12 protein-coding genes and 1 pseudogene are annotated in these 19,298 nt (G+C 35.1%); 2 read left to right on the plus strand and 11 right to left on the minus strand.

Features of this window, described 5'->3' with window-relative positions; all coding sequences use genetic code 11:
• Positions 1-10: 10 nt before the first annotated feature.
• From IGI47_RS01155 to IGI47_RS01165, 3 genes are all read right to left on the minus strand, one after another.
• Positions 11-1,312, minus strand: coding sequence for a pyrimidine-nucleoside phosphorylase (locus IGI47_RS01155; RefSeq protein ID WP_438783075.1), 1,302 nt, complete (start codon positions 1,310-1,312; stop codon positions 11-13).
• A gap of 140 nt (positions 1,313-1,452) precedes the next feature.
• Positions 1,453-2,469 (minus strand): LacI family DNA-binding transcriptional regulator, encoded by a 1,017-nt coding sequence (locus tag IGI47_RS01160; protein ID WP_311930708.1) that lies wholly within the window; start codon positions 2,467-2,469, stop codon positions 1,453-1,455.
• A 275-nt stretch (positions 2,470-2,744) separates the two neighbouring features.
• On the minus strand, positions 2,745-3,350 hold the full coding sequence (locus IGI47_RS01165) for a class I SAM-dependent methyltransferase (RefSeq protein ID WP_438783077.1): 606 nt from the start codon (positions 3,348-3,350) through the stop codon (positions 2,745-2,747).
• 215 nt (positions 3,351-3,565) lie between these two features.
• Between IGI47_RS01165 and coaA the strand changes: the two genes are divergently transcribed.
• Positions 3,566-4,489 carry a type I pantothenate kinase gene (coaA, locus tag IGI47_RS01170; protein WP_016177173.1) on the plus strand — a complete coding sequence of 308 codons (924 nt, stop codon included), beginning with the start codon at positions 3,566-3,568 and terminating at the stop codon, positions 4,487-4,489.
• Positions 4,490-4,548: 59 nt separating this feature from the next.
• On the plus strand, positions 4,549-6,114 hold the full coding sequence (gene guaA / locus IGI47_RS01175; RefSeq protein ID WP_438783078.1) for a glutamine-hydrolyzing GMP synthase: 1,566 nt from the start codon (positions 4,549-4,551) through the stop codon (positions 6,112-6,114).
• A gap of 139 nt (positions 6,115-6,253) precedes the next feature.
• Here the strand turns inward: guaA and IGI47_RS01180 are convergent, their stop codons facing one another.
• The 8 genes and pseudogenes from IGI47_RS01180 to IGI47_RS01215 form a co-directional block, all read right to left on the minus strand.
• Complete coding sequence (locus IGI47_RS01180; RefSeq protein ID WP_438783079.1) at positions 6,254-7,549, minus strand: ISL3 family transposase; 1,296 nt, start codon at positions 7,547-7,549, stop codon at positions 6,254-6,256.
• 105 nt (positions 7,550-7,654) lie between these two features.
• Positions 7,655-8,871 (minus strand): annotated as a pseudogene (locus IGI47_RS01185) (tyrosine-type recombinase/integrase).
• Positions 8,872-9,018: 147 nt separating this feature from the next.
• A complete protein-coding gene (locus IGI47_RS01190; protein ID WP_438783081.1) occupies positions 9,019-9,741 on the minus strand; it encodes a hypothetical protein in 723 nt (240 codons plus the stop codon).
• A 289-nt stretch (positions 9,742-10,030) separates the two neighbouring features.
• Positions 10,031-12,424: an AAA family ATPase gene (locus IGI47_RS01195; RefSeq protein ID WP_438783082.1), complete on the minus strand. Its 2,394-nt coding sequence runs from the start codon at positions 12,422-12,424 to the stop codon at positions 10,031-10,033.
• Positions 12,425-13,376: 952 nt separating this feature from the next.
• Positions 13,377-13,934 carry an NUDIX hydrolase gene (locus IGI47_RS01200; RefSeq protein ID WP_438783084.1) on the minus strand — a complete coding sequence of 186 codons (558 nt, stop codon included), beginning with the start codon at positions 13,932-13,934 and terminating at the stop codon, positions 13,377-13,379.
• Positions 13,935-14,489: 555 nt separating this feature from the next.
• Positions 14,490-15,857 carry a glycoside hydrolase family 1 protein gene (locus tag IGI47_RS01205; RefSeq protein ID WP_113845098.1) on the minus strand — a complete coding sequence of 456 codons (1,368 nt, stop codon included), beginning with the start codon at positions 15,855-15,857 and terminating at the stop codon, positions 14,490-14,492.
• 50 nt (positions 15,858-15,907) lie between these two features.
• Positions 15,908-17,263, minus strand: coding sequence for a PTS sugar transporter subunit IIC (locus IGI47_RS01210; RefSeq protein ID WP_438783085.1), 1,356 nt, complete (start codon positions 17,261-17,263; stop codon positions 15,908-15,910).
• Positions 17,264-17,405: 142 nt separating this feature from the next.
• On the minus strand, positions 17,406-18,110 hold the full coding sequence (locus tag IGI47_RS01215) for a GntR family transcriptional regulator (RefSeq protein WP_193809248.1): 705 nt from the start codon (positions 18,108-18,110) through the stop codon (positions 17,406-17,408).
• Positions 18,111-19,298: the final 1,188 nt, after the last annotated feature.

Genomic DNA, 19,298 nt, shown 5'->3' on the forward strand with positions numbered 1-19,298 from the left:
TCTCTCCTTTTTATTCTGTGATAATGTCGTGTATTAAAGTAGGCTTCTCAGCCGAATCACTGATTTCAATATTTTGATAAAGCAATTCTTTCACAGAAGAGATATCTTCTTCATTACTATAGATCGTTAATAAAGATTCGCCCTCTTGGACAGGATCGCCGATTTTTTTATTTAATTTAAGACCTACCGCATGATCGATAGCATCATCTTTCGTTTTACGGCCAGCTCCCAACATCATTGCAGCAATTCCCAACTCATTCGCAACAAGTTTCGACACAATGCCACTTTCCTTCGCAGGAAGCTCGCTTACATACTTCGCTGTCAGCAATCGTTCAGGCTGATCCACCACACTTGGGTCGCCCCCTTGATTTTGAATCATTTCTTTGAATTTCAACAAAGCTTTGCCAGATTCCAAGGCTTCTTTAAGTTGTACTCTTGCTTCATCGATCGTAGCCGCTTGTTTTGCTAATACCATCATTTGGCTTCCCAATGCGTAACACATTTCCACCAAATCTTCCGGCCCATTACCTTTTAATGTATCAATAGCTTCGACGACTTCCAGACTGTTGCCAATTGCCTCACCCAATGGTTCAGACATATCAGAAATCACTGCAACTGTTTGTCGCTTCGCTAGTTTACCAATACTGGTCATTGTTTTCGCCAATCGTCGAGCATCCGCAATATTTTTCATAAATGCCCCATCACCAGTAGTGACGTCTAATACGATTGCATCCGCTCCCGCGGCGATTTTTTTACTCATGATCGAACTTGCGATCAAAGGAATCGAGTCAACTGTCGCCGTCACATCCCGTAAGGCATATAACTTTTTATCTGCTGGTGCAAGATTTCCCGATTGACCAATAACTGCAACCTTACTGTCATTGACGATCCGGATAAATTCTTCATCAGAAAGTTCGATCTTAAACCCTGGGATCGCTTCTAATTTATCTAGTGTTCCGCCCGTATAGCCAAGTCCTCTGCCAGACATTTTTGCCACTGTAACACCCACGCTAGCTACTAACGGCGCTAAGATCAACGTTGTCGTATCTCCCACACCACCAGTCGAATGTTTGTCGACTTTGATCCCATCTAATGGACTCAAATCGATCACATCTCCTAAATGTGCAATTGCCAGTGTCAAGTCAGTAATTTCTCGATCCGTCATATCTTGATAGAAGATTGCCATTAGCAATGCGCTGATTTGATAATCAGGAATGTTACCACTCGTATAATTCGTAATAATATAGTCGATTTCTTTCGTTGATAATTCGTTTCCGTCCCTCTTTTTTTCAATCAGATCCACCATTCGCATTGCCTGATCCTCCTTGTCTTCATTCGGTATTATACAGGATTTTTATAAAAGGTAAACCACTTTAGTAAACCAGTTTACCAAAAATACAAAGAGCCATACTTCGCCTTTGTAAACACTTACATAAGCAATATACCGCCCAGTTAGCCCGTTGTCAATGTTTTTATGCTCTCACGAATAATTAATTTTGTTTCAAAGACTTTGTTCGGAACTTTGCGTTGGGGAAATTCAATCGTGTCGATCAAAAAGCGAGCAGCATAAAAACCAATATCAAAACTTGGTTGTTTAACTGTTGTCAATTTGGGGATCATATATTCAGAAAGTTTTAGCCCATCAAACCCAATGACTGAAATATCTTCCGGAATTTTTTTCCCTAACTCATCGATTGCTTGGTAACAACCAATCGCCATCGCATCATTCCCACAAAAAATCGCAGTAATATCTTTGTGGCGTAGCAATCTCTTGGAAGATTCATAACCACCTTGTACCGTCAATTCACCCTGTTCAACAAGCTTGCCGTTAAAAGGAATACCATGATCTTTTAGCGCGTGGCGATATCCATTGAACCGCTCTTCCAATTGATAGTAACCAGTTGTTTCCTTCAGCATACCGATTTTAGTATGTCCACTTTCAATGAACAGCGATACCGCTTGGTAAGCCCCTTCATATTCTTTCACAAGCAAGCGACCATTGTCTCTACGGTTTAGTCCTCGATCGATCAAGATGATCGGCATGTTCGTATAAAACCCACTATCTAAAGAATACGCATCAGGCAAGATATTCGGGGTAGCCAATAAAATGCCATCTACCGAACGATGAGAGAGTTCTTGTAAATATTTGATTTCATTCTCCTGACTATGCCGAGAATTACACAGCATGATCACATACCCCAACGGATTTAAATAACTTTCAACCCCTTCAATCAATTTAGAGAAGAAAAAGTCGGTCACATCAGGCACGATCATCCCGATCGTCTTAGAATGACGATTGATCACATTGGAGGCAAAATAATCAGGTTTGTAGTGATGCTCATTCACGATCTCCAATACTTTTTTTCTAGTTTTATCACTAAAGCGGCTTCCTTTATTATTCAATATCTGTGAGACAGTCGTCACAGAAACGCCAGCCATCTCTGCGATATCTCTGATCGTTAATTTCACTTCTTCTCCCCCTTTGTATAAATTCTTTTTTAGTTTACCAAAACCCTTTCAAAAAGAATAGCTAGAAAATAGACAGAATGCTTTACTTCCCTTTTTTATCTAAGCTTCAACGAAACAAAAAAGCCGAAACATTTCTATGTCTCAGCCTCCTAGATCTGTATAAATCATCTCTCAAAATATTCTACTCATAGCAAAAAAATTTATATCCATTCACATCGCTGCTTTTCTAAAAAGAGCAAAAAATGATGAATAGTCACGATACCGTATAATTTTATTTATTCTTTCACACTTTTGATAATGTAGTATCCTTTGTCTTTTGTAACGATCTCCGCGTTTCCAAAAGTTTCCAGCATTTTTTTCTGCGCACTCGGTGCTCCCTGTTTCTTTTGGATCACGATCGTCAATGTTCCACCTGTTTTTAATCGTGGATACGCCTCTGTCAATATTTCGTGAACTACTTTTTTTCCTGCACGTATGGGCGGATTACTGACAATAGCAGCATAGCCTTCTTCTTGAACATCTTTATAGATATTTGATTGGTGGATCTCCACATTTTTAATTTGGTTCCGTTTGGCATTTCCCTGTGCCAACTCAACTGCCCGTGAATTGATATCGACCATCTCCACCATCCGCTGACTCGCAAAAGCAATGGCTAATCCGATTGGTCCATAGCCACAACCAACATCTAATATTTTCCCTTCACTTGGTAATTCTTCCCAGTCAAATGCATCAATCAATACACGTGAACCGTAATCGACTGTTTCACGTGAAAATACGCCAGAATCAGTCACAAATCGGAATATTTTTCCTTTTAATTCAAACGGCCATTCCTCAAAATCATGGGCTGTCTCGGGGTTTTCTGAATAATAGTGGTTTGTCATAATGTCCACCCTTCTTACTTTGTTAGTTGTCCATAGTCTATCGTTTTATGCACAGAGGTGCAAGTCAGACTAGAACCCTTGAGTGTTATTTTTTTTCTGACTATAGAAAAATACCAAAAAAAGACAAAGCTTTCCTCCCAAGTGATAGGGTTTAGGAATGTTTTGTGTTAAAATAAATCCATTGATGGGAGAATGCAGGAGGCTATGAGGCTATTATGAATGATCCAATGAATTACTACCGTGTCGCAAGAGAAGAATGGCGTGAATTTTATCGTAACGGGCAAGCACCATTGACCCAAGATGAATTAGATAAAATCAAGAGTTTGAATGACCGTATTTCGATGCAAGATGTCCGAGATATTTATGTTCCTCTTGCTCATCTGATCTATCTTTATATGAAAGAATTTGAATCTCTTACTTTGAGTAAAGGTCTTTTTCTTCATAAATACGTGGAGGTATCACCATTCATCATTGGGATCGCCGGAAGTGTCGCCGTTGGTAAAAGCACCACTGCTCGCCTACTGCAAACAATCTTATCTCGTACTTTTAAGCGGAGAAATGTTCAGTTGATTACAACTGACGGTTTTCTCTATCCTAACAAGGTCTTAAAAGAACGAGGGATTATGGATCGTAAAGGATTCCCAGAAAGTTACAATATGGAAATGCTCATTGACTTCCTAAATAAAGTCAAATCCGGTCAGGAAGAAATCAAAGTCCCAGTCTATTCACATGACGTCTATGATATCATTCCTGATGAATACGAGTTGATCCAACAACCAGATATTCTGATCGTTGAAGGAATCAACACGCTTCAACTACCAGCCAACCAACAAATTTACGTCAGCGACTTTTTTGACTTTTCCGTTTACGTTGACGCAGATTCATCACTGATCGAAAAATGGTACCTTGATCGTTTCGGTGCCTTGCTCGATACAGCTTTTCAAAATCCACAAAACTATTACTATCGATTTGCTATCGGTGATCGCGAAGATGCGTTCAAAATGGCAAAAGAAGTATGGAAAAATGTGAATTTAAAGAATTTAAACGAATATATCTTGCCTACTCGCAGCAGAGCAGATATAATTCTCCATAAAACTGAAAATCATATCATCGATTCGATTTTCATGCGAAAATATTAGCATTTTAAAATAGTTTCATCTATTTTGAGATAAAATTTAAAGGGATAGGGGTAATAAATGTGACAAACGTTGCCGATATGACAAACGTTGAAAAGATTATCGTATTAGATTATGGTAGCCAGTATAACCAATTGATTACACGACGCATCCGTGATTTGGGAGTCTTTTCCGAACTATTGAGCCACCGCATTACTGCAGAAGAAGTAAAAGCAATGAATCCGAAAGGGATCATTCTTTCTGGTGGACCAAACAGTGTGTATAATGAAAATGCTTTTGGAATCGATCCAGAGATCTTTAACTTAGGAATTCCAGTATTAGGGATTTGTTATGGTATGCAATTGATCACTTATAAATTAGGTGGATCAGTTGAACCAGCCAAAAATCGCGAATACGGAAAAGCACTCTTAGAAGTAACTGCTGACGATGCTGTGTTGTTCAATGAAACACCAAAACAACAAACTGTTTGGATGAGTCATGGTGACTTGGTAACAAAAGTTCCTGAAGGTTTTGAAATCGTCGGAACAAGCAAAGATTGCCCGATTGCATCAATCCAAGATACAACACGCAACTTCTATGGTATCCAATTCCATGCAGAAGTACGCCATTCCGAATACGGAATCGAATTATTACGTCACTTTGCATTTGATGTCTGCCACTGCGAAGGCAACTGGACAATGGATAACTTCATCGATATGCAAATCGAAAAAATCCGTCAACAAGTAGGCGACAAAAAAGTTTTACTTGGTCTTTCAGGCGGCGTAGATTCTAGTGTTGTCGGTGTTCTTTTACAAAAAGCAATCGGTGATCAATTAACATCGATCTTCGTTGACCATGGCCTATTGCGTAAAGGCGAAGCTGACCAAGTAATGGAAAGTCTAGGCGGTAAATTTGGCTTGAACATCATCAAAGTTGATGCCAAAAAACGTTTCCTAGATAAACTAGCTGGTGTTTCTGATCCTGAAGAAAAACGCAAAATCATCGGAAATGAATTTGTGTATGTTTTTGATGATGAAGCAACGAAATTAGCTGGCGAAGAAGGCGTTGCTTTCTTGGCACAAGGCACACTTTATACTGACGTGATCGAAAGTGGTACTGAGACAGCTCAAACAATCAAGTCTCACCACAACGTTGGTGGTCTTCCAGAAGATATGCAATTTGAATTGATCGAACCTTTGAACACACTCTTCAAAGATGAAGTCCGTAAATTAGGAACACAATTAGGTATGCCCGATTCAATCGTATGGCGTCAACCTTTCCCTGGACCAGGTTTAGGTATCCGTGTACTAGGTGAAATCAGTGAAGAAAAATTAGAAATCGTCCGCGAATCTGATGCAATCTTGCGTGAAGAAATCGCTGCGGCTGGATTAGATCGTGACATCTGGCAATACTTTACAGTCCTACCAGGTATCCGTTCTGTTGGTGTTATGGGCGATGGCCGTACGTATGATTACACTGTCGGTATCCGCGCCGTTACTTCCATCGATGGCATGACAGCTGACTTTGCTCGCATCCCTTGGGACGTCTTGCAAAAAATCTCTGTACGTATCGTCAACGAAGTGGCACACGTCAACCGTATCGTGTACGATATTACGTCTAAACCACCTGCAACTGTGGAGTGGGAATAATTGTTAGAAAGCTAGAAAACCTTTAGCGATAAGGGTTTTCGGCTCTTTTTTAATGGCTCTTTGTCAAATGATGTTGGTAAAGAGAAATCTTAGAATAATTTGGACAGAGCAGAAAGAAGAAAATCTCTTTCTGTTCTGTTTATTTGGTTAAAAATGTTTTGCCATGACGAATCATGATCCGTAGTTTGAAATTGTAAAAGTTGCGAAAGCCGTAAGCATTGCGTTTTAATACTTTGATGTGGTTGTTTAAACATTCCAATGGTCCATTTGAATAGCTGTAGTGAAGCGCATTTTGGATCTGTGGCAGAAAATTTTTAAACGTTCGTAAAGTGGTTGTATAGGTTTCAAGAAGACCGCTAATGTCTCTAGTTAAACAATCCTCAAATAGTGACTGATCTCTTTTCTTTACCGCATAAAGAACGTCTTGGTATAACTGATAGCCTTGGCGTAAGTTGGGACAAGCAGCTAACAGTCGGTCGACAATCTCACTTTCAGTCAAATAATCTTTAAAACTGGCACGCCAAATCCGTTTTTCGTAGTTTAACTTTGCTTCTTCTTTTTGTAGGAGTTTCCAATAGCGCTTCAATTTTTTCCCTAACCCTCGTTGAGAGTGGGAAGTTCCTTTAAGTCGTACAGTGGTTTCTTTCACTCGATGATTCAAGAAAGTTCTGCCAATATGTTGGACGATGTGGAAACGGTCGATGATCAACTGAGCATTCGAGAAAAGCTTTTTAACCAACGAAACATAAGGTGCATACATATCAATAACAATCAATTGAACGGCTTCACGAGTCGCTAATGAAAACCGAGAAAAATAGCGTTCTAAATAAGGCAAGCATCGATTTTCGACAATATCCAATAATGCATGGCTTTGTCCGTCCATCATGATAAAACTCATTGCAGTGGCAACACTTCGAACCGATTTGAATTCATCAAAGCATAAGACCTTTGGCAAAGTCTGTTTGAAAGGATTCAAGGGGCGGTAGAATCGCTTCATAACACGATAGACCGAAGAAGTGGAGATATTTTTCTGACGGGCGATTTCCGTCATGGAAGTATTCTCTTTTAAGCGAGCAATGACAGACCAACGAACTTTTTGACGAATGAAACAGTGTTTTTCAGCAACAGAGGTATCCGCTACGAATGTTCTTTGGCAAGACTTACATTTAAATCGTTGTTTCTTCAACTCCAGATAAGTGCGATACTCAGACACATCATTCAGTAACAGCCGAACGGTTGCCGTTCCCCAACGAATGATTCTAGAGGGGACGACACAAAGACAATGGGGACACTCATCTGGCTTGTACAGAAGAGTTCCTTTATAAATCAAGCAAATTTGTCCTTTGTATTTTTCTTTAGTTAAACAATTTTCCTCGGAATGGATATTTAGGTCTAGAATATTTAGGGTATCTTTGATAAGCTGAGTATGAGACATCTTGAATCCTCCTATGAATTGGTAGCCAAATTAATTCTAAAGGATTTCAGGGTGTCTTTTCTATATTTTTTTATACAAAAAAGATGTTGGCGAACTTCACCAACATCAAAAAGTATAGAGCCTTTTTAATTTCCATTGCACTTTTTGTTTTTTATGCATAAACCCTGCCGTGTGACCGTTACTTGGCGACATATCTAAATTAGTTTTTGAATGGATCATTTTAATAATTCCTTTGAGTTTTAAAGCCACTTCAAAATTACTATGAGGATATAGGTGTCCATACGTACCAAGTGTAGTTTCAATATCTTCATGTCCTAAACGTTCTTTTATGATTAATGGATTTTCCCCCATTTGAATTAACAAAGAGGCATGGGAGTGTCTGAGAGCTTGAATTTTAATACGATGGACTCCAGCTAATTTAGCAAATCTTGTAATAGCATAATTAATGGTATACTTTTGAGTTGGTTCTCCATTATAGCTCATTACAAAACCTGTTTGTACTACAGATTTTTGAATCTTTTTCCACTCTTGTAGGAGTATCAACGTATCTTCATCTAAAACAATAAATCTCGTACTAGCCTTCGTTTTGGGTTCTACGAATTCATGAAAATTGAGGTTCTTATAATATAAAGTTTTTCTTGATTCTTAAAACACCTGTTTCAAAATTAATATCTTCCCATTGAATAGCGGTAGCTTCACCAATCCGCATTCCCGTCATAAAAAGAAACCATAAGGAAACATAATAAAGAAAGTTCTGGTAATAATCCTCTTTATAAATATGAGAAATTACTTTTTCGAACTCTTCTTTTGTCCAAAACTCTATTTTTGTTTTTTGCTTCTTTACATTACCAACAATTTTTGACGGATTCTTATTTGTTAACCCTAATACCACAGTTCGATCCATTGCAATTGAAAAAATTCCTTGAACATTTCGAATGTAGGATGCACTTAATGTTTCAAACAGTTTAGATTGCCATTGTTGAACATGAATGGGTTCGATTTTACTTACTGGTTGTGCATAGAAATAAGAAAAATGTTTTCTAATAGAATTAAGACGATTATCATATGTCCTATTCTTAACTTGCGTTTTATACCAAGGAAGAAATATTTCTTCAAGATAATTTTTAAAAAGCATTTCATCCTTTTTACTAGTTAAATTATTGGGAGATTCAAGTAGTAGTCTTGAATAAGCTTCTCTTGCCTCTATAATAGTCTTAAAACCACTTTTATATTTCTGAATCTTTTTCACTATCATATCCAATATTCACCCGAAAGTAATACGTACCATTCTTGGATTTTTTTATTGAATCACCTTTTACCATAATATTTTGCTCCTTATATGCAAATTTCATTTTCGTATTAGGCACAGCTTTTCCAGTGTCATGATCTACTTTTTTGTTTGACGTTGCCATTTAAATTCACTTTAATATTCAGATTCATTTCTCCAGCATTAGATAATTTAAATGTGGCTACAGTCTGTTCACCAGGTTTCTTATATAGATGAAACTTTGACCCACTTGATCTTTTGGCACCATACTGTACTGAAGCTTACTAGACTCTTTAGAACTAACCGTAGCAGTTAATTTCAATATATTTCCATTTTTTTCAATTTGAAGATTTGCGGAATTTTCTAAAGGGTTGCCATATTTTGATAAAACATTGTTTGTATCTGTCAATGTAATAGAGTCACCAACATTTAATGTAATGTTCTGATTCGCAAAACTTGGCTTAATTTTATGATTAGCTACTTTCGCTAAAATTTCATTTTTAAGATTGGCGTAGTTTGGAAGTTGAGTGGTTAACAATATATCACCAAACTCTTCCCAAATAATGTTTTGATTAATCCCATAATTTTCCATAGTAGGGCTAATTTGATAGCCATAATAGGAAATCAAAGATAGACGTTCTTTTTCAGCACTATTTAGCTCGGATGGCTCAAATACTGAGCCGCCATTTAATAAAACTCCATGTTCAATACAAAAAGTAGGCTGATTATCTGCTTTGATCAGATGCACACCATTTTCTGTCCAGTGTATACCACCTAAAGATGCAATATGCCAAGTTGAGACATAATCTCCAATTTTTTCATAATTTACCGAAGCTGCAAGAGCCGTAATTGGGATAATAAAAAAAGCAATCATCCCTGTGAGTATACCCACTAGCGAAATTGCTTGACGTTTTTTCTTATTCATTTATTTTCTCCTTAATTTGAATTTTTGTTCTATTCTTACTTGTAGGATTTCTTATTGGAACCATGCTTTCCTCCTTCAAATATTAAAAAACTATTTTTGAACTTTGAAATATTCATGATTCTTTTTATGTGATATTTCACTTCATTTAAGTTAATTCAGTAAGACTAGTAGGCTCTTTAATGTCAGCAATCTTAATAAACTAAATAATGAAAGAAAATTTTGGCAAATTGTGTAAAAATAAAAAAAGTCTACCTATAAGCATCTGATAGGTGGACTCTCTAAAATAAACTTATTGTTCTAAAATACTTTGACACCACATATCTACATCATTAATTCCTCTACTCCTTTTTGTTAAATGGGCTTTTAAATGCTTTCTATTTAAAACGTTTATAAGACATAACACATCTCTAGCTGTCCGTCTTTTTTCATCTAAAGATATGGTAGCGTAAAAATTCAAATCCGGTAGACTTTTAAGGCGTTTTTCAAAATGACTTTCTCCATTTAAAATTAACCTATACATCAGGTTCTCAAAATATTGACTATAAATTGGATTTCCCATAGAAGATAAGATTTCTGTATCACATGAAATTGCTTCAATCCCTTTCTTATATTCAAATGTAGCAAACGCTTCTAATACTCGTCTCATAATATTGCCAATTGCAATATCATTTTGTTGAGAAGTGTCCACACAAAAATCATAGATAGTTTCTATTAAAGAGGTGTATTCATTTCTTTTTCTATAGGAAAATGGTTTTATATCAAAATTTTCTAATTCAAATATTAAGAAATTAGTAGATATGCTTTTTTTTCCTTCTTTATTTTTGATTTTCACGCCTTCTTTTATCTCTTCAAATTGCTTTATTAAATCATACATTGTTGCTAAATCATGAGAAAAAAGTAAAACTCTGCTAGATTTATTACCAGACAAAATTTTTAGTAGTTGTGATTTTAAATAAGATAAGATACCTACTTTGTTTTCTAAATCAAAACTAGATACTGGATCATCTATAACAATCAGGGATTCTTTTTTATACATATTTTTTTCTTTTTCATTATTCATAATTTGGGTAAAGAAATAGCAAAGAGCTAATATATTACGTTCACCGCAAGATATATCATATGGTTTTACAAGACGATTTCTTGAAAACAATACATAATGATCCTCATGAGTTTCAATTGTCAATCGATTATTAGAAAAAAAGATATATTTAAGCCCTTGATTAATATAATCCACAGCGATTTTAATACTTTTTTGTCTTTCCTGTAACTCTTTCAATCTAGAGTTAATTAGTTTTCCTTCTTCAATGATATCTTTCATTTTTTTATCTTCGATACCTTTTAATTCTTTTTGTTTTAAATAATCTTGATAAATACTAGAAACGGAATAATAAGCAATTTGTTTATTTAATTCAATCAACTCTAACTTTAAAGGCTCTAGTTCATCAAATTTCTTATTATAATCTTCTCTTGAATTTTCTAATGACTGAAATTTCTCTTGCAATAATATCAATAATTCATCAAGAGCAAAGTTCTGTTTCACAATTGGAGTATACGTATTCTCTATTTTTTTATCAATTAATTCATTATACTGATCAATAACTTCATTCACTTGTTGCAATGTTTTTTTACATTCCTCCACAATGAATTCTAAATCAAAATATGGTTCGAAATCAAAGGTAACTTTTTGTATTTTTATATTTCTTAAAGCTGCAATATGATTTTCAACTTCTTTATTAAGTACATTACTTATACTCTCTATCAATTCATGTTTATATTCATCAGACACAGATTGTAAACAAAAAGGACACTGATTAAGATCATGATTTAGAAAAGAATCATGAACAGCTATAAAATGAGCTTGTTTTCCATTCATAACTAAGTCAAGTATCAACTCTTCTCTTTTTGTAAGCTGAGGTTTATCAATTTTAATAGCTAACAATTTCCAAATTTTATTTGTATCTATAACCAAATTCGGGAAGGAAACTTGTTTAGTAATTAATTTCCCCTCAGTTTTAAGATGATCATAACTCTTTTTCTTTTCAAGGAATTTTAATTCTAATTCATTTTTTGTTAAGTCAACAGTCTGTGATACTATGGCATTAATAAGGGCATTGTTCACTGGCGAATTGCCTCGTTGACCCTTAATTTGGCGATCAATTCCCGCCCAATTATCATCTCCTTGTAATGATGAACGAAGCTTATTCCAATGATACTCTGGACATTGAAGATTTTTCGTATCATTAAATTGCTTCAATTTTTCTTCTTGAAGTTTATATTCTTCTAACTTTGTTTCTCTTTCTAAAATCAAGTCATCAATAGTTTCTTCTAAGTCTGCTTGTTCTCCAAACATGACAATAGTGTCTAACCCTTCTTCTTTAATTTTCACATTTTTCTCGATAAAATCTTCATTGAATACAAAAATATTTTGTTTAACTGCATCTGTCTCTACGATTGATTTTTTTTCAAAATCATATAATAACGCACTTGAAATACTTGTATTACTAGCATCACTACATTTTTGAAAAGCTTTAGTTATCGTACTTTTTCCCGAGCCATTTTTACCATAGACAATTCCTACTCTCGTTGGATAACTGTTATCTCCTTCATTTGAAAAAAAAGAAAAATCTCTCTCATTATCAAACATCTCACCTTTAAATCTAACTCCACACAAAGTGTCATACATATGTATTAGCCTCCATTTGTAATCCTTTACATTAAGTATACAATAGGTATATATCAATATCTATTAACTAATTATTGTTTCGCTATTTTTAGTAGTTAAATTTTAATAAAAAAGATGAGTAGTACTTTGCTACTCATCTAATTGAATATTGAAATTTAGTTATTAGGTATTTTACATCTGAAAAAATCACCGATTTCATTGCACTAAAATTGCACCTTTGCTATTTTTTATATACTCTTTTATCTGTTTATTGACAATGATAAACGTTGATATCACGCTATTTCTTTTTATCTTCCTCACCCATAAAATTGAGTGGGAATAAAGAGCTAATACAATATGGATGGGGAATGCCGATAAATCATTGTTTTTCAACTTATGAAATGCTTGATTTTCATTAAAAATGATATGGTTCCCTACTAAAAATCCCTTGTCAGATTAACGTTTGACAAGGGATTTTTCTTTTGTTCGCTATTTTTCAAGACATGGTTATCAGTCCTATTCTTTTATTATTTTTGAAAAAATGTGAAAATCCTATCATATCAGGCTTTTCACCTAGAATACTTTGAATGTGTTTTGCTGAATTTCATGAATTCGTAACCAAAAATAATTCTGAACGTCTACAAGTATCTATGTTAAAAAAATTTTTCAACAACGCTTCATCAAAAATTTCTTTTGATTTGAGCAGCGATTCAGAATCACATCCACAAATATGAAACTCTAGCGGCCAGTATTTTTGGTATTTAGGGTTTAGTACATTTTCAATGATTGTATCAACGCCTCGAATACTAAAATGATCCACTAATGGATCATTTTTTTGTATCCTTTCTTCCCTATACACCATGCACAATTTAAATTACATCTTCCATTTACAGGATGTATATCAACTACTCTAGGAAATACTACTTCATCAGCGTTCAACAATTGAGTTGAAATTTCCATTTCTTTTAGAATGTCAGTTCTCATTTTGGCTACCTTTTTCATTAAAGAAATAGAGTAATAATGCTGTTAGAGACAATCCATCATCAAACTTATTACTTGCAATCATGGACTTAACTTTCTTCTTATCTATCCATTCTATTTTTTGAATTTCCTCTTCATCAATGCCCTTTTGAAAACTATTTTTATCTACTTCTGCAAATAGAACATGAAATTTTTGATTACTTACTCCATTACTTGCATAAAAATCAAAATGCTCTTTTTTTAAATGAATAGAGTACCCAGTTTCTTCCAAGCACTCTCTAACTCCTGCCTCTGATAGATCTTCTCCTTGCTCTACACTTCCAGCTGGAATTTCTAAACAAATTTTATTCAAAATATATCTATATGCGCTGACAAACAGAACTTCCTCATTTTCATTTTCTATGATTACTGCAACCGAATCGTTAAAAAAATCTATGAAAAAATATTCCTGTTCTAGCACTTTTCCAACCACGCTTAACTTATCTAAATAGATCTTATACCACTGGTTTTGTAACACAGGTTCCCTTGAAATTAGTGTGTATCTACCCAATGCAATCTCTCCTATCGTTAATCACTTTCTTAGCATCTGACTATGTTTCACCTTCACACTTCTTTTAAACACTACGAGTCCCTTCCGTCCAATTACGCTTCCATCCTACTACTGTTTCGTACTTCTTTATTCTTGCTGAAATAAGTAAAACCGTTTTCGCATAAAATATAGCATTTTTCAATAGCAAATCTATGTTTATTTTTTTCTGTAACTCAAAAAAAATAACCCCTGATTGAAACGACCCTCAAAAGTTAGATCAAAAATCGAACTTTTGAGGGTCGCTATTTTTATGGCAAAATACAGTTTCGAATTCAAAATGAAAATCGTTCACGAATACATTGAAGGTAAAGGTGGAACTCGATTTCTTTCCATCAAGTATGGTGTCAAAAGCTACAAACAGGTACAATTTTGAATCAATGCTTATCGAGAATATGGCAGAAAAAGCTACGAAACGCTTGGAAAAATTTATCAAAAGTCAACTGTCTGATTTGTTTACGATTCTACCCAAGTATATCAAGGTTTACCGACCAAATTTGTTGTGGGAAACTTGAGTCTTTAATTATTTATTTTACTCTTTTCTTTTTCTAAAAAGTCTTTAAACCAATAAAAGCTCTTCTTAGGTATGCGTTTCATATCGCGAAGCTCATGATTTCCACGATTTACATATACCATACCATATCGCTTCTCCATATCCCCTTTCGAACTTGGTAAATCAATCAACCCCCAGCCAAGATAGCCCAATACTTCACATCCATCAATGGTCATGGCATCTTTCATAGCCTTAATATGTTGCTCATGATAAAAAATCCGATAATCATCCTCGATCTGAGTTTTTCCATCCCACTCTTCGTTTGTACCAATTCCATTTTCGACTGGAAAAATCGGGACATTGTATTTTTGATACATTTTATTGATAATATCTCTAAACCCTAGAGGATCAATTCCAAATCCCCACTGATTTTTTGAAACAAACGGATTGTCAACTTCCCCAAACGTTAAATAGTAATTTGGCGCAATATCTGATGGAATATTCTTATGACTAATTGATCCTGTACAGTAATAGCTAAATGCCAAATAATCACTCGTAACTTTTTCAATCTCTATAAGCTCTTTTTCTGTTATATCCAGATTTAACCGATTCTCTTGAAAGATTCGAACTTGCTTAGAATAACCGCGTCCGCAAAATGCATTCAATAGATTTTGATTAATAAACTCATCCCATTCTCTTGCTACTTGGATATCTTTGGGATCATTTGTTGCAGGATACATATCAGAATAGGCTAGCATTCCGCCAATTTCACCATCCGTCGTTGCATGAATATAATTAGCAATCTTCGCATGAGCCACCATGATATTATGGGCAATTTGATGAATATTTTCTGCTGTATCCGCTGTTTTAAGCGTTCCACCATAAAGTAATGCCAACGGTGTCGAATACAAGTTTTGCTCATTAAATGTGACCCAGTACTTTACTCTATCCTTATATCTGTCTACTACCATCTTCCCGTACTCCACGAAAGCGTCGATTACATGTTTACTCATGAACCCTTCATAATTTTCAGCTAAATTTAGCGGCATATCGAAATGATATAAACACAGCATAGGCTCGATATTCCGTGCCAGCATCGCATCAATATAGCGATCATAAAACTGTAACCCCTCTTCATTGAACTCGCCATCTCCCATCGGATTGATTCTCGACCAAGAAGTTTGAAAACGATAAAAATTCATTCCCATCTCCTGCAACAAATCAAGATCCTCTTCATATCTATGATAGCGATCAATCCCGTGTTTCCAATCTGAAGTATGTTTAGTCGCTTCACGAACATCGTAAACTGAAGGCCCTTTTCCGCCTTCATTCCATGCCCCTTCTGTTTGCATGCTTGATGAAGAATCTCCCCAAAAAAACTTTTTCTTTACCATTCTCTCATTCCAATCTGTTTTTATTCATCCTTTTTCCAAATCTCAATGATTTAATTTGCTAGCGACTCAGCACTCGCTCGAGCAACTCGTTCACTAATTTTCAAAAACGGTAAGTAGAAAAAGACTAAGGCAACAATGATAATTGCCTGAACAATGATCGCTCGCCAGTCACCTGCAGTAGCCAAAAAGCCACTTAAAAATGGCGGAGTAGTCCATGGAATAGTTACAACACACGGATTTACCAACCCCATGGATGTTGCGAAATAGCCAATGACTGTACCGACAATAGGAGATAGAACAAACGGAATGATCATTGGAAGATTGAACACAATCGGTAGACCAAAGATCACAGGTTCATTAATGTTAAAGATATTGGGTCCCAAAGCTAATTTGGACAAATCTCTATAAGCCCGATAGCGACTAAAGAGTAATATGGCAATTATCAAAGCAATGGTTGAACCAGTTCCACCCATTAGGGCACCATAAACCTGATGAAAGGCTGAATTAATAATGTGAGGAGCATGCTGTCCTGCTGCTGCAGCGTCCATATTCTCGTTCATATTTACCATTAATAGTGGATCTAGAATCGGTCCGGTAACCACCGATTGATGAATTCCGAAAGAAAAGAGCAAATTTCCAAGGCAAACTAAGAATAAATAACCAAATAAGGATGTTCCTACACCACGTAATGGCTCTTGAATGAAGCGCTCAATAATCGCCATAAAATCATTTCCAGTTAATTGAATGAGAAATGAGGCAAAACCAAATAACGAAACAACAATAACTAAAGGAATCATTGTATTAAATGATTTTCCTACTGCTGGTGGAACACTATCTCCCAAATTGATTTTTAATCTGTTTGATCGTGTTAATCGAATATACAGTTCTGTTGCAAGAAGACCAGTAATGATTGCCGCAAAGACACCTTTTGAACCAATATTTCCGTAGCTGATTACACCGTTGATTTTTACCGCTTGCTCTGCATCAATTGGTGTCGTTTCAATGATCATTGGCAACAACGTCAGAAATGCTGGAACTACTGCGATTACTACGCCGATTGGATTATCGTATTCTCTATTTTTAGCCAAAAAATAGCCAATTGCGATGACAAGAATGAGACCCGTAATATTCAATGTTGAGTTAGTAATAATATTTCCCCAATTTTGCCAAGTTGCCATTGTCTCTGCGCTAATAAAACTTTTGAACCAGCCTGTAGAATCCAACACAACTGAATTAATTAAAATAGCAATTCCCGCCAAAATGAATAGCGGCATAATTGTTGCAAATGAATCACGCAATGTCCTCAAATAAATCTGATTTCCGATTTTCTGAGCTATCAGAACAAATTTCCCCATCAAAGCTTCTCTTTTTTGCTTTTTATCCTCATTCATTATTTGTCCCTCCATTTTCTTACAGCCACGCGTTAGCTTTAAAAATAGGATATCACTTAAAAATAATTTTGTAAACACTTATTTATATTAGTGTATACTAATCATTCACCAATAAAAAAAGCTTTCCTTGAAGATTCAAGAAAAAGCTTTAAGAAACTTAATTAATATCAGCAACGATTTTTCCAGATGTGTAGGGATACCTTGTCTTGGATAAATCAAATGGAGTGCCATCATCAAAAAACACTACTTGATTCGTCTCTAAGATAGGATCGCCTACCTCAATGCCGAATTCCTCACTATCCAATTCATTCGCCTTAGAAGCAATGATTACCCGTTGAGCAGCACTGATTACATATCCTAATTTTTCTCTTATATAGTTATAGATAGAACCCTTTAAAATATTCTCATCCAAATCTTTTATATATTTCAAAGGCATGATAGATGTTTCAATACTTCTTGCTTCTTCCTTTACATATCTGACACGCTTAATATCATAGACCGGATCAGTGGGCTTAATTTTCAAGGTCTCAAATTCATAATCAGTTGGGAATCGCACTTCGAAACGGAGGATTTTACTTGTTACCTCCACCCCTTCTTGAATAGATGTACCGAACACACTATTCATTTGCGTAACATCGGTTATATTCTTTTTGATATTGGTTCTAACATAAGTGCCAGAACCACGTCTTGTATACAATAATCCTTCATCAATTAGCAATTGAATTGCTTTTCTCACTGTTACTCGACTCGTATTGTAGATTTTTGCTAGGCTTTCTTGATCTGGTAATAGTTCACCTTCATTAAAATCGCCTTCTACGATTTTTTTCTTTAAAGCAATCGCGATTTCTTTATACCTAGGCATGTCTATCGCCTCCCATAATTTGTATACACTTATATACTAATAGATTACACTTCATTTGTAAACATTATATACAAATACAAGTAGATTTTCGGCGATTTTAAAATTATTCTCAATCTTTCTTTATTAACGCTCTAAATGATTATCTTGAAGCTCGTACAACTCTTCAAGCCCCGCTGTAAGTGATTCTCGTAACTCTAGTTCTTGCTTTTCTCCGCCTGAACCCCTTTACTTACGGTTAATCAATCCAACAATCCTTCATAAAATTTTTCTACATTATTTTTTCAGTCATACCTATTCTCTCCAATGCTTATTCATGTACTTCTATTTTATTATCAAATGCTGTGCCCGAGTTGAATTCTACTCTAAAAAAAATCAACTCGGACAGACCGGGTCGATTTTAAAATAACAGTTTCTATAATACGAATAATAAGCATATTACTGAAAAATAATATGGTTCGCTACTTTTTGAGATAAGTTAAATAAAATCTGTCATCAATAAAACAGCTAGTACAGTAATGATAAATAGTAAGAACTTAAAAAATTTGGGATTTTTATTTTTGAAATAATCGAAGAAAAGTAAAAGTGATAACGAAATAGCAAACAAGATTATATATATAAGATTATTCATTGAGATATCCCCCATATGGAATTCTATTTTGATCTGACACACCGAGACATAGAGCAATCATATCCTCTATTTTGTGCTATTAGAACTACAGCTACAACTAAATTGAAGCGATTGGCTCTAAGATTAACGCTGATACAGTGATACCAATACCTAAACCAGCAGCAACTCTATTCGCATCTTCGATTTTAGATTCCTAGGCTGTTATGACTCGTATTTTAACCCCATCGGGATGGAGTTTTTCTTCGATAGCTTTCACGACTTCGGGTTGTTTGTGAATGATGTCTCCTACATAGCCTACTTATCCCATCATAGTTTGGCTATTTTTAGTATAAATTATTTCCCATTAGTCTAGCATAAAATATTTTTCTTTTCACTCACTCATTTTGCACTGGGTATTTCATACTACAAAAACTATTTTACTGCTTTTGATTATCAAAATGATCTAATTTTCATATACTTTTACTAAAAAAATGTATTCCCTTAGCTTCAAATACAGTCATTACTTCATAAAATACTTCTAAATAATTATTCTGTATTATTTAATCACTCTCATATTTCGT

Origin of the sequence: Enterococcus sp. AZ191, from assembly GCF_051713845.1 — a bacterium.
Lineage (GTDB): Bacteria > Bacillota > Bacilli > Lactobacillales > Enterococcaceae > Enterococcus_B > Enterococcus_B durans.

What these genes read in the sequence shown, in the direction of transcription:
- IGI47_RS01165 (WP_438783077.1), bottom strand. Translation starts at nt 3,350, where the DNA reads ATGACAAACCACTATTATTCAGAAAACCCCGAGACAGCCCATGATTTT.
- IGI47_RS01190 (WP_438783081.1), bottom strand. Translation starts at nt 9,741, where the DNA reads ATGAATAAGAAAAAACGTCAAGCAATTTCGCTAGTGGGTATACTCACA.
- IGI47_RS01195 (WP_438783082.1), bottom strand. Translation starts at nt 12,424, where the DNA reads ATGTATGACACTTTGTGTGGAGTTAGATTTAAAGGTGAGATGTTTGAT.
- IGI47_RS01205 (WP_113845098.1), bottom strand. Translation starts at nt 15,857, where the DNA reads ATGGTAAAGAAAAAGTTTTTTTGGGGAGATTCTTCATCAAGCATGCAA.
- IGI47_RS01215 (WP_193809248.1), bottom strand. Translation starts at nt 18,110, where the DNA reads ATGCCTAGGTATAAAGAAATCGCGATTGCTTTAAAGAAAAAAATCGTA.
- IGI47_RS01210 (WP_438783085.1), bottom strand. Translation starts at nt 17,263, where the DNA reads ATGGAGGGACAAATAATGAATGAGGATAAAAAGCAAAAAAGAGAAGCT.
- coaA (WP_016177173.1), top strand. Translation starts at nt 3,566, where the DNA reads ATGAATGATCCAATGAATTACTACCGTGTCGCAAGAGAAGAATGGCGT.
- IGI47_RS01155 (WP_438783075.1), bottom strand. Translation starts at nt 1,312, where the DNA reads ATGCGAATGGTGGATCTGATTGAAAAAAAGAGGGACGGAAACGAATTA.
- IGI47_RS01180 (WP_438783079.1), bottom strand. Translation starts at nt 7,549, where the DNA reads ATGTCTCATACTCAGCTTATCAAAGATACCCTAAATATTCTAGACCTA.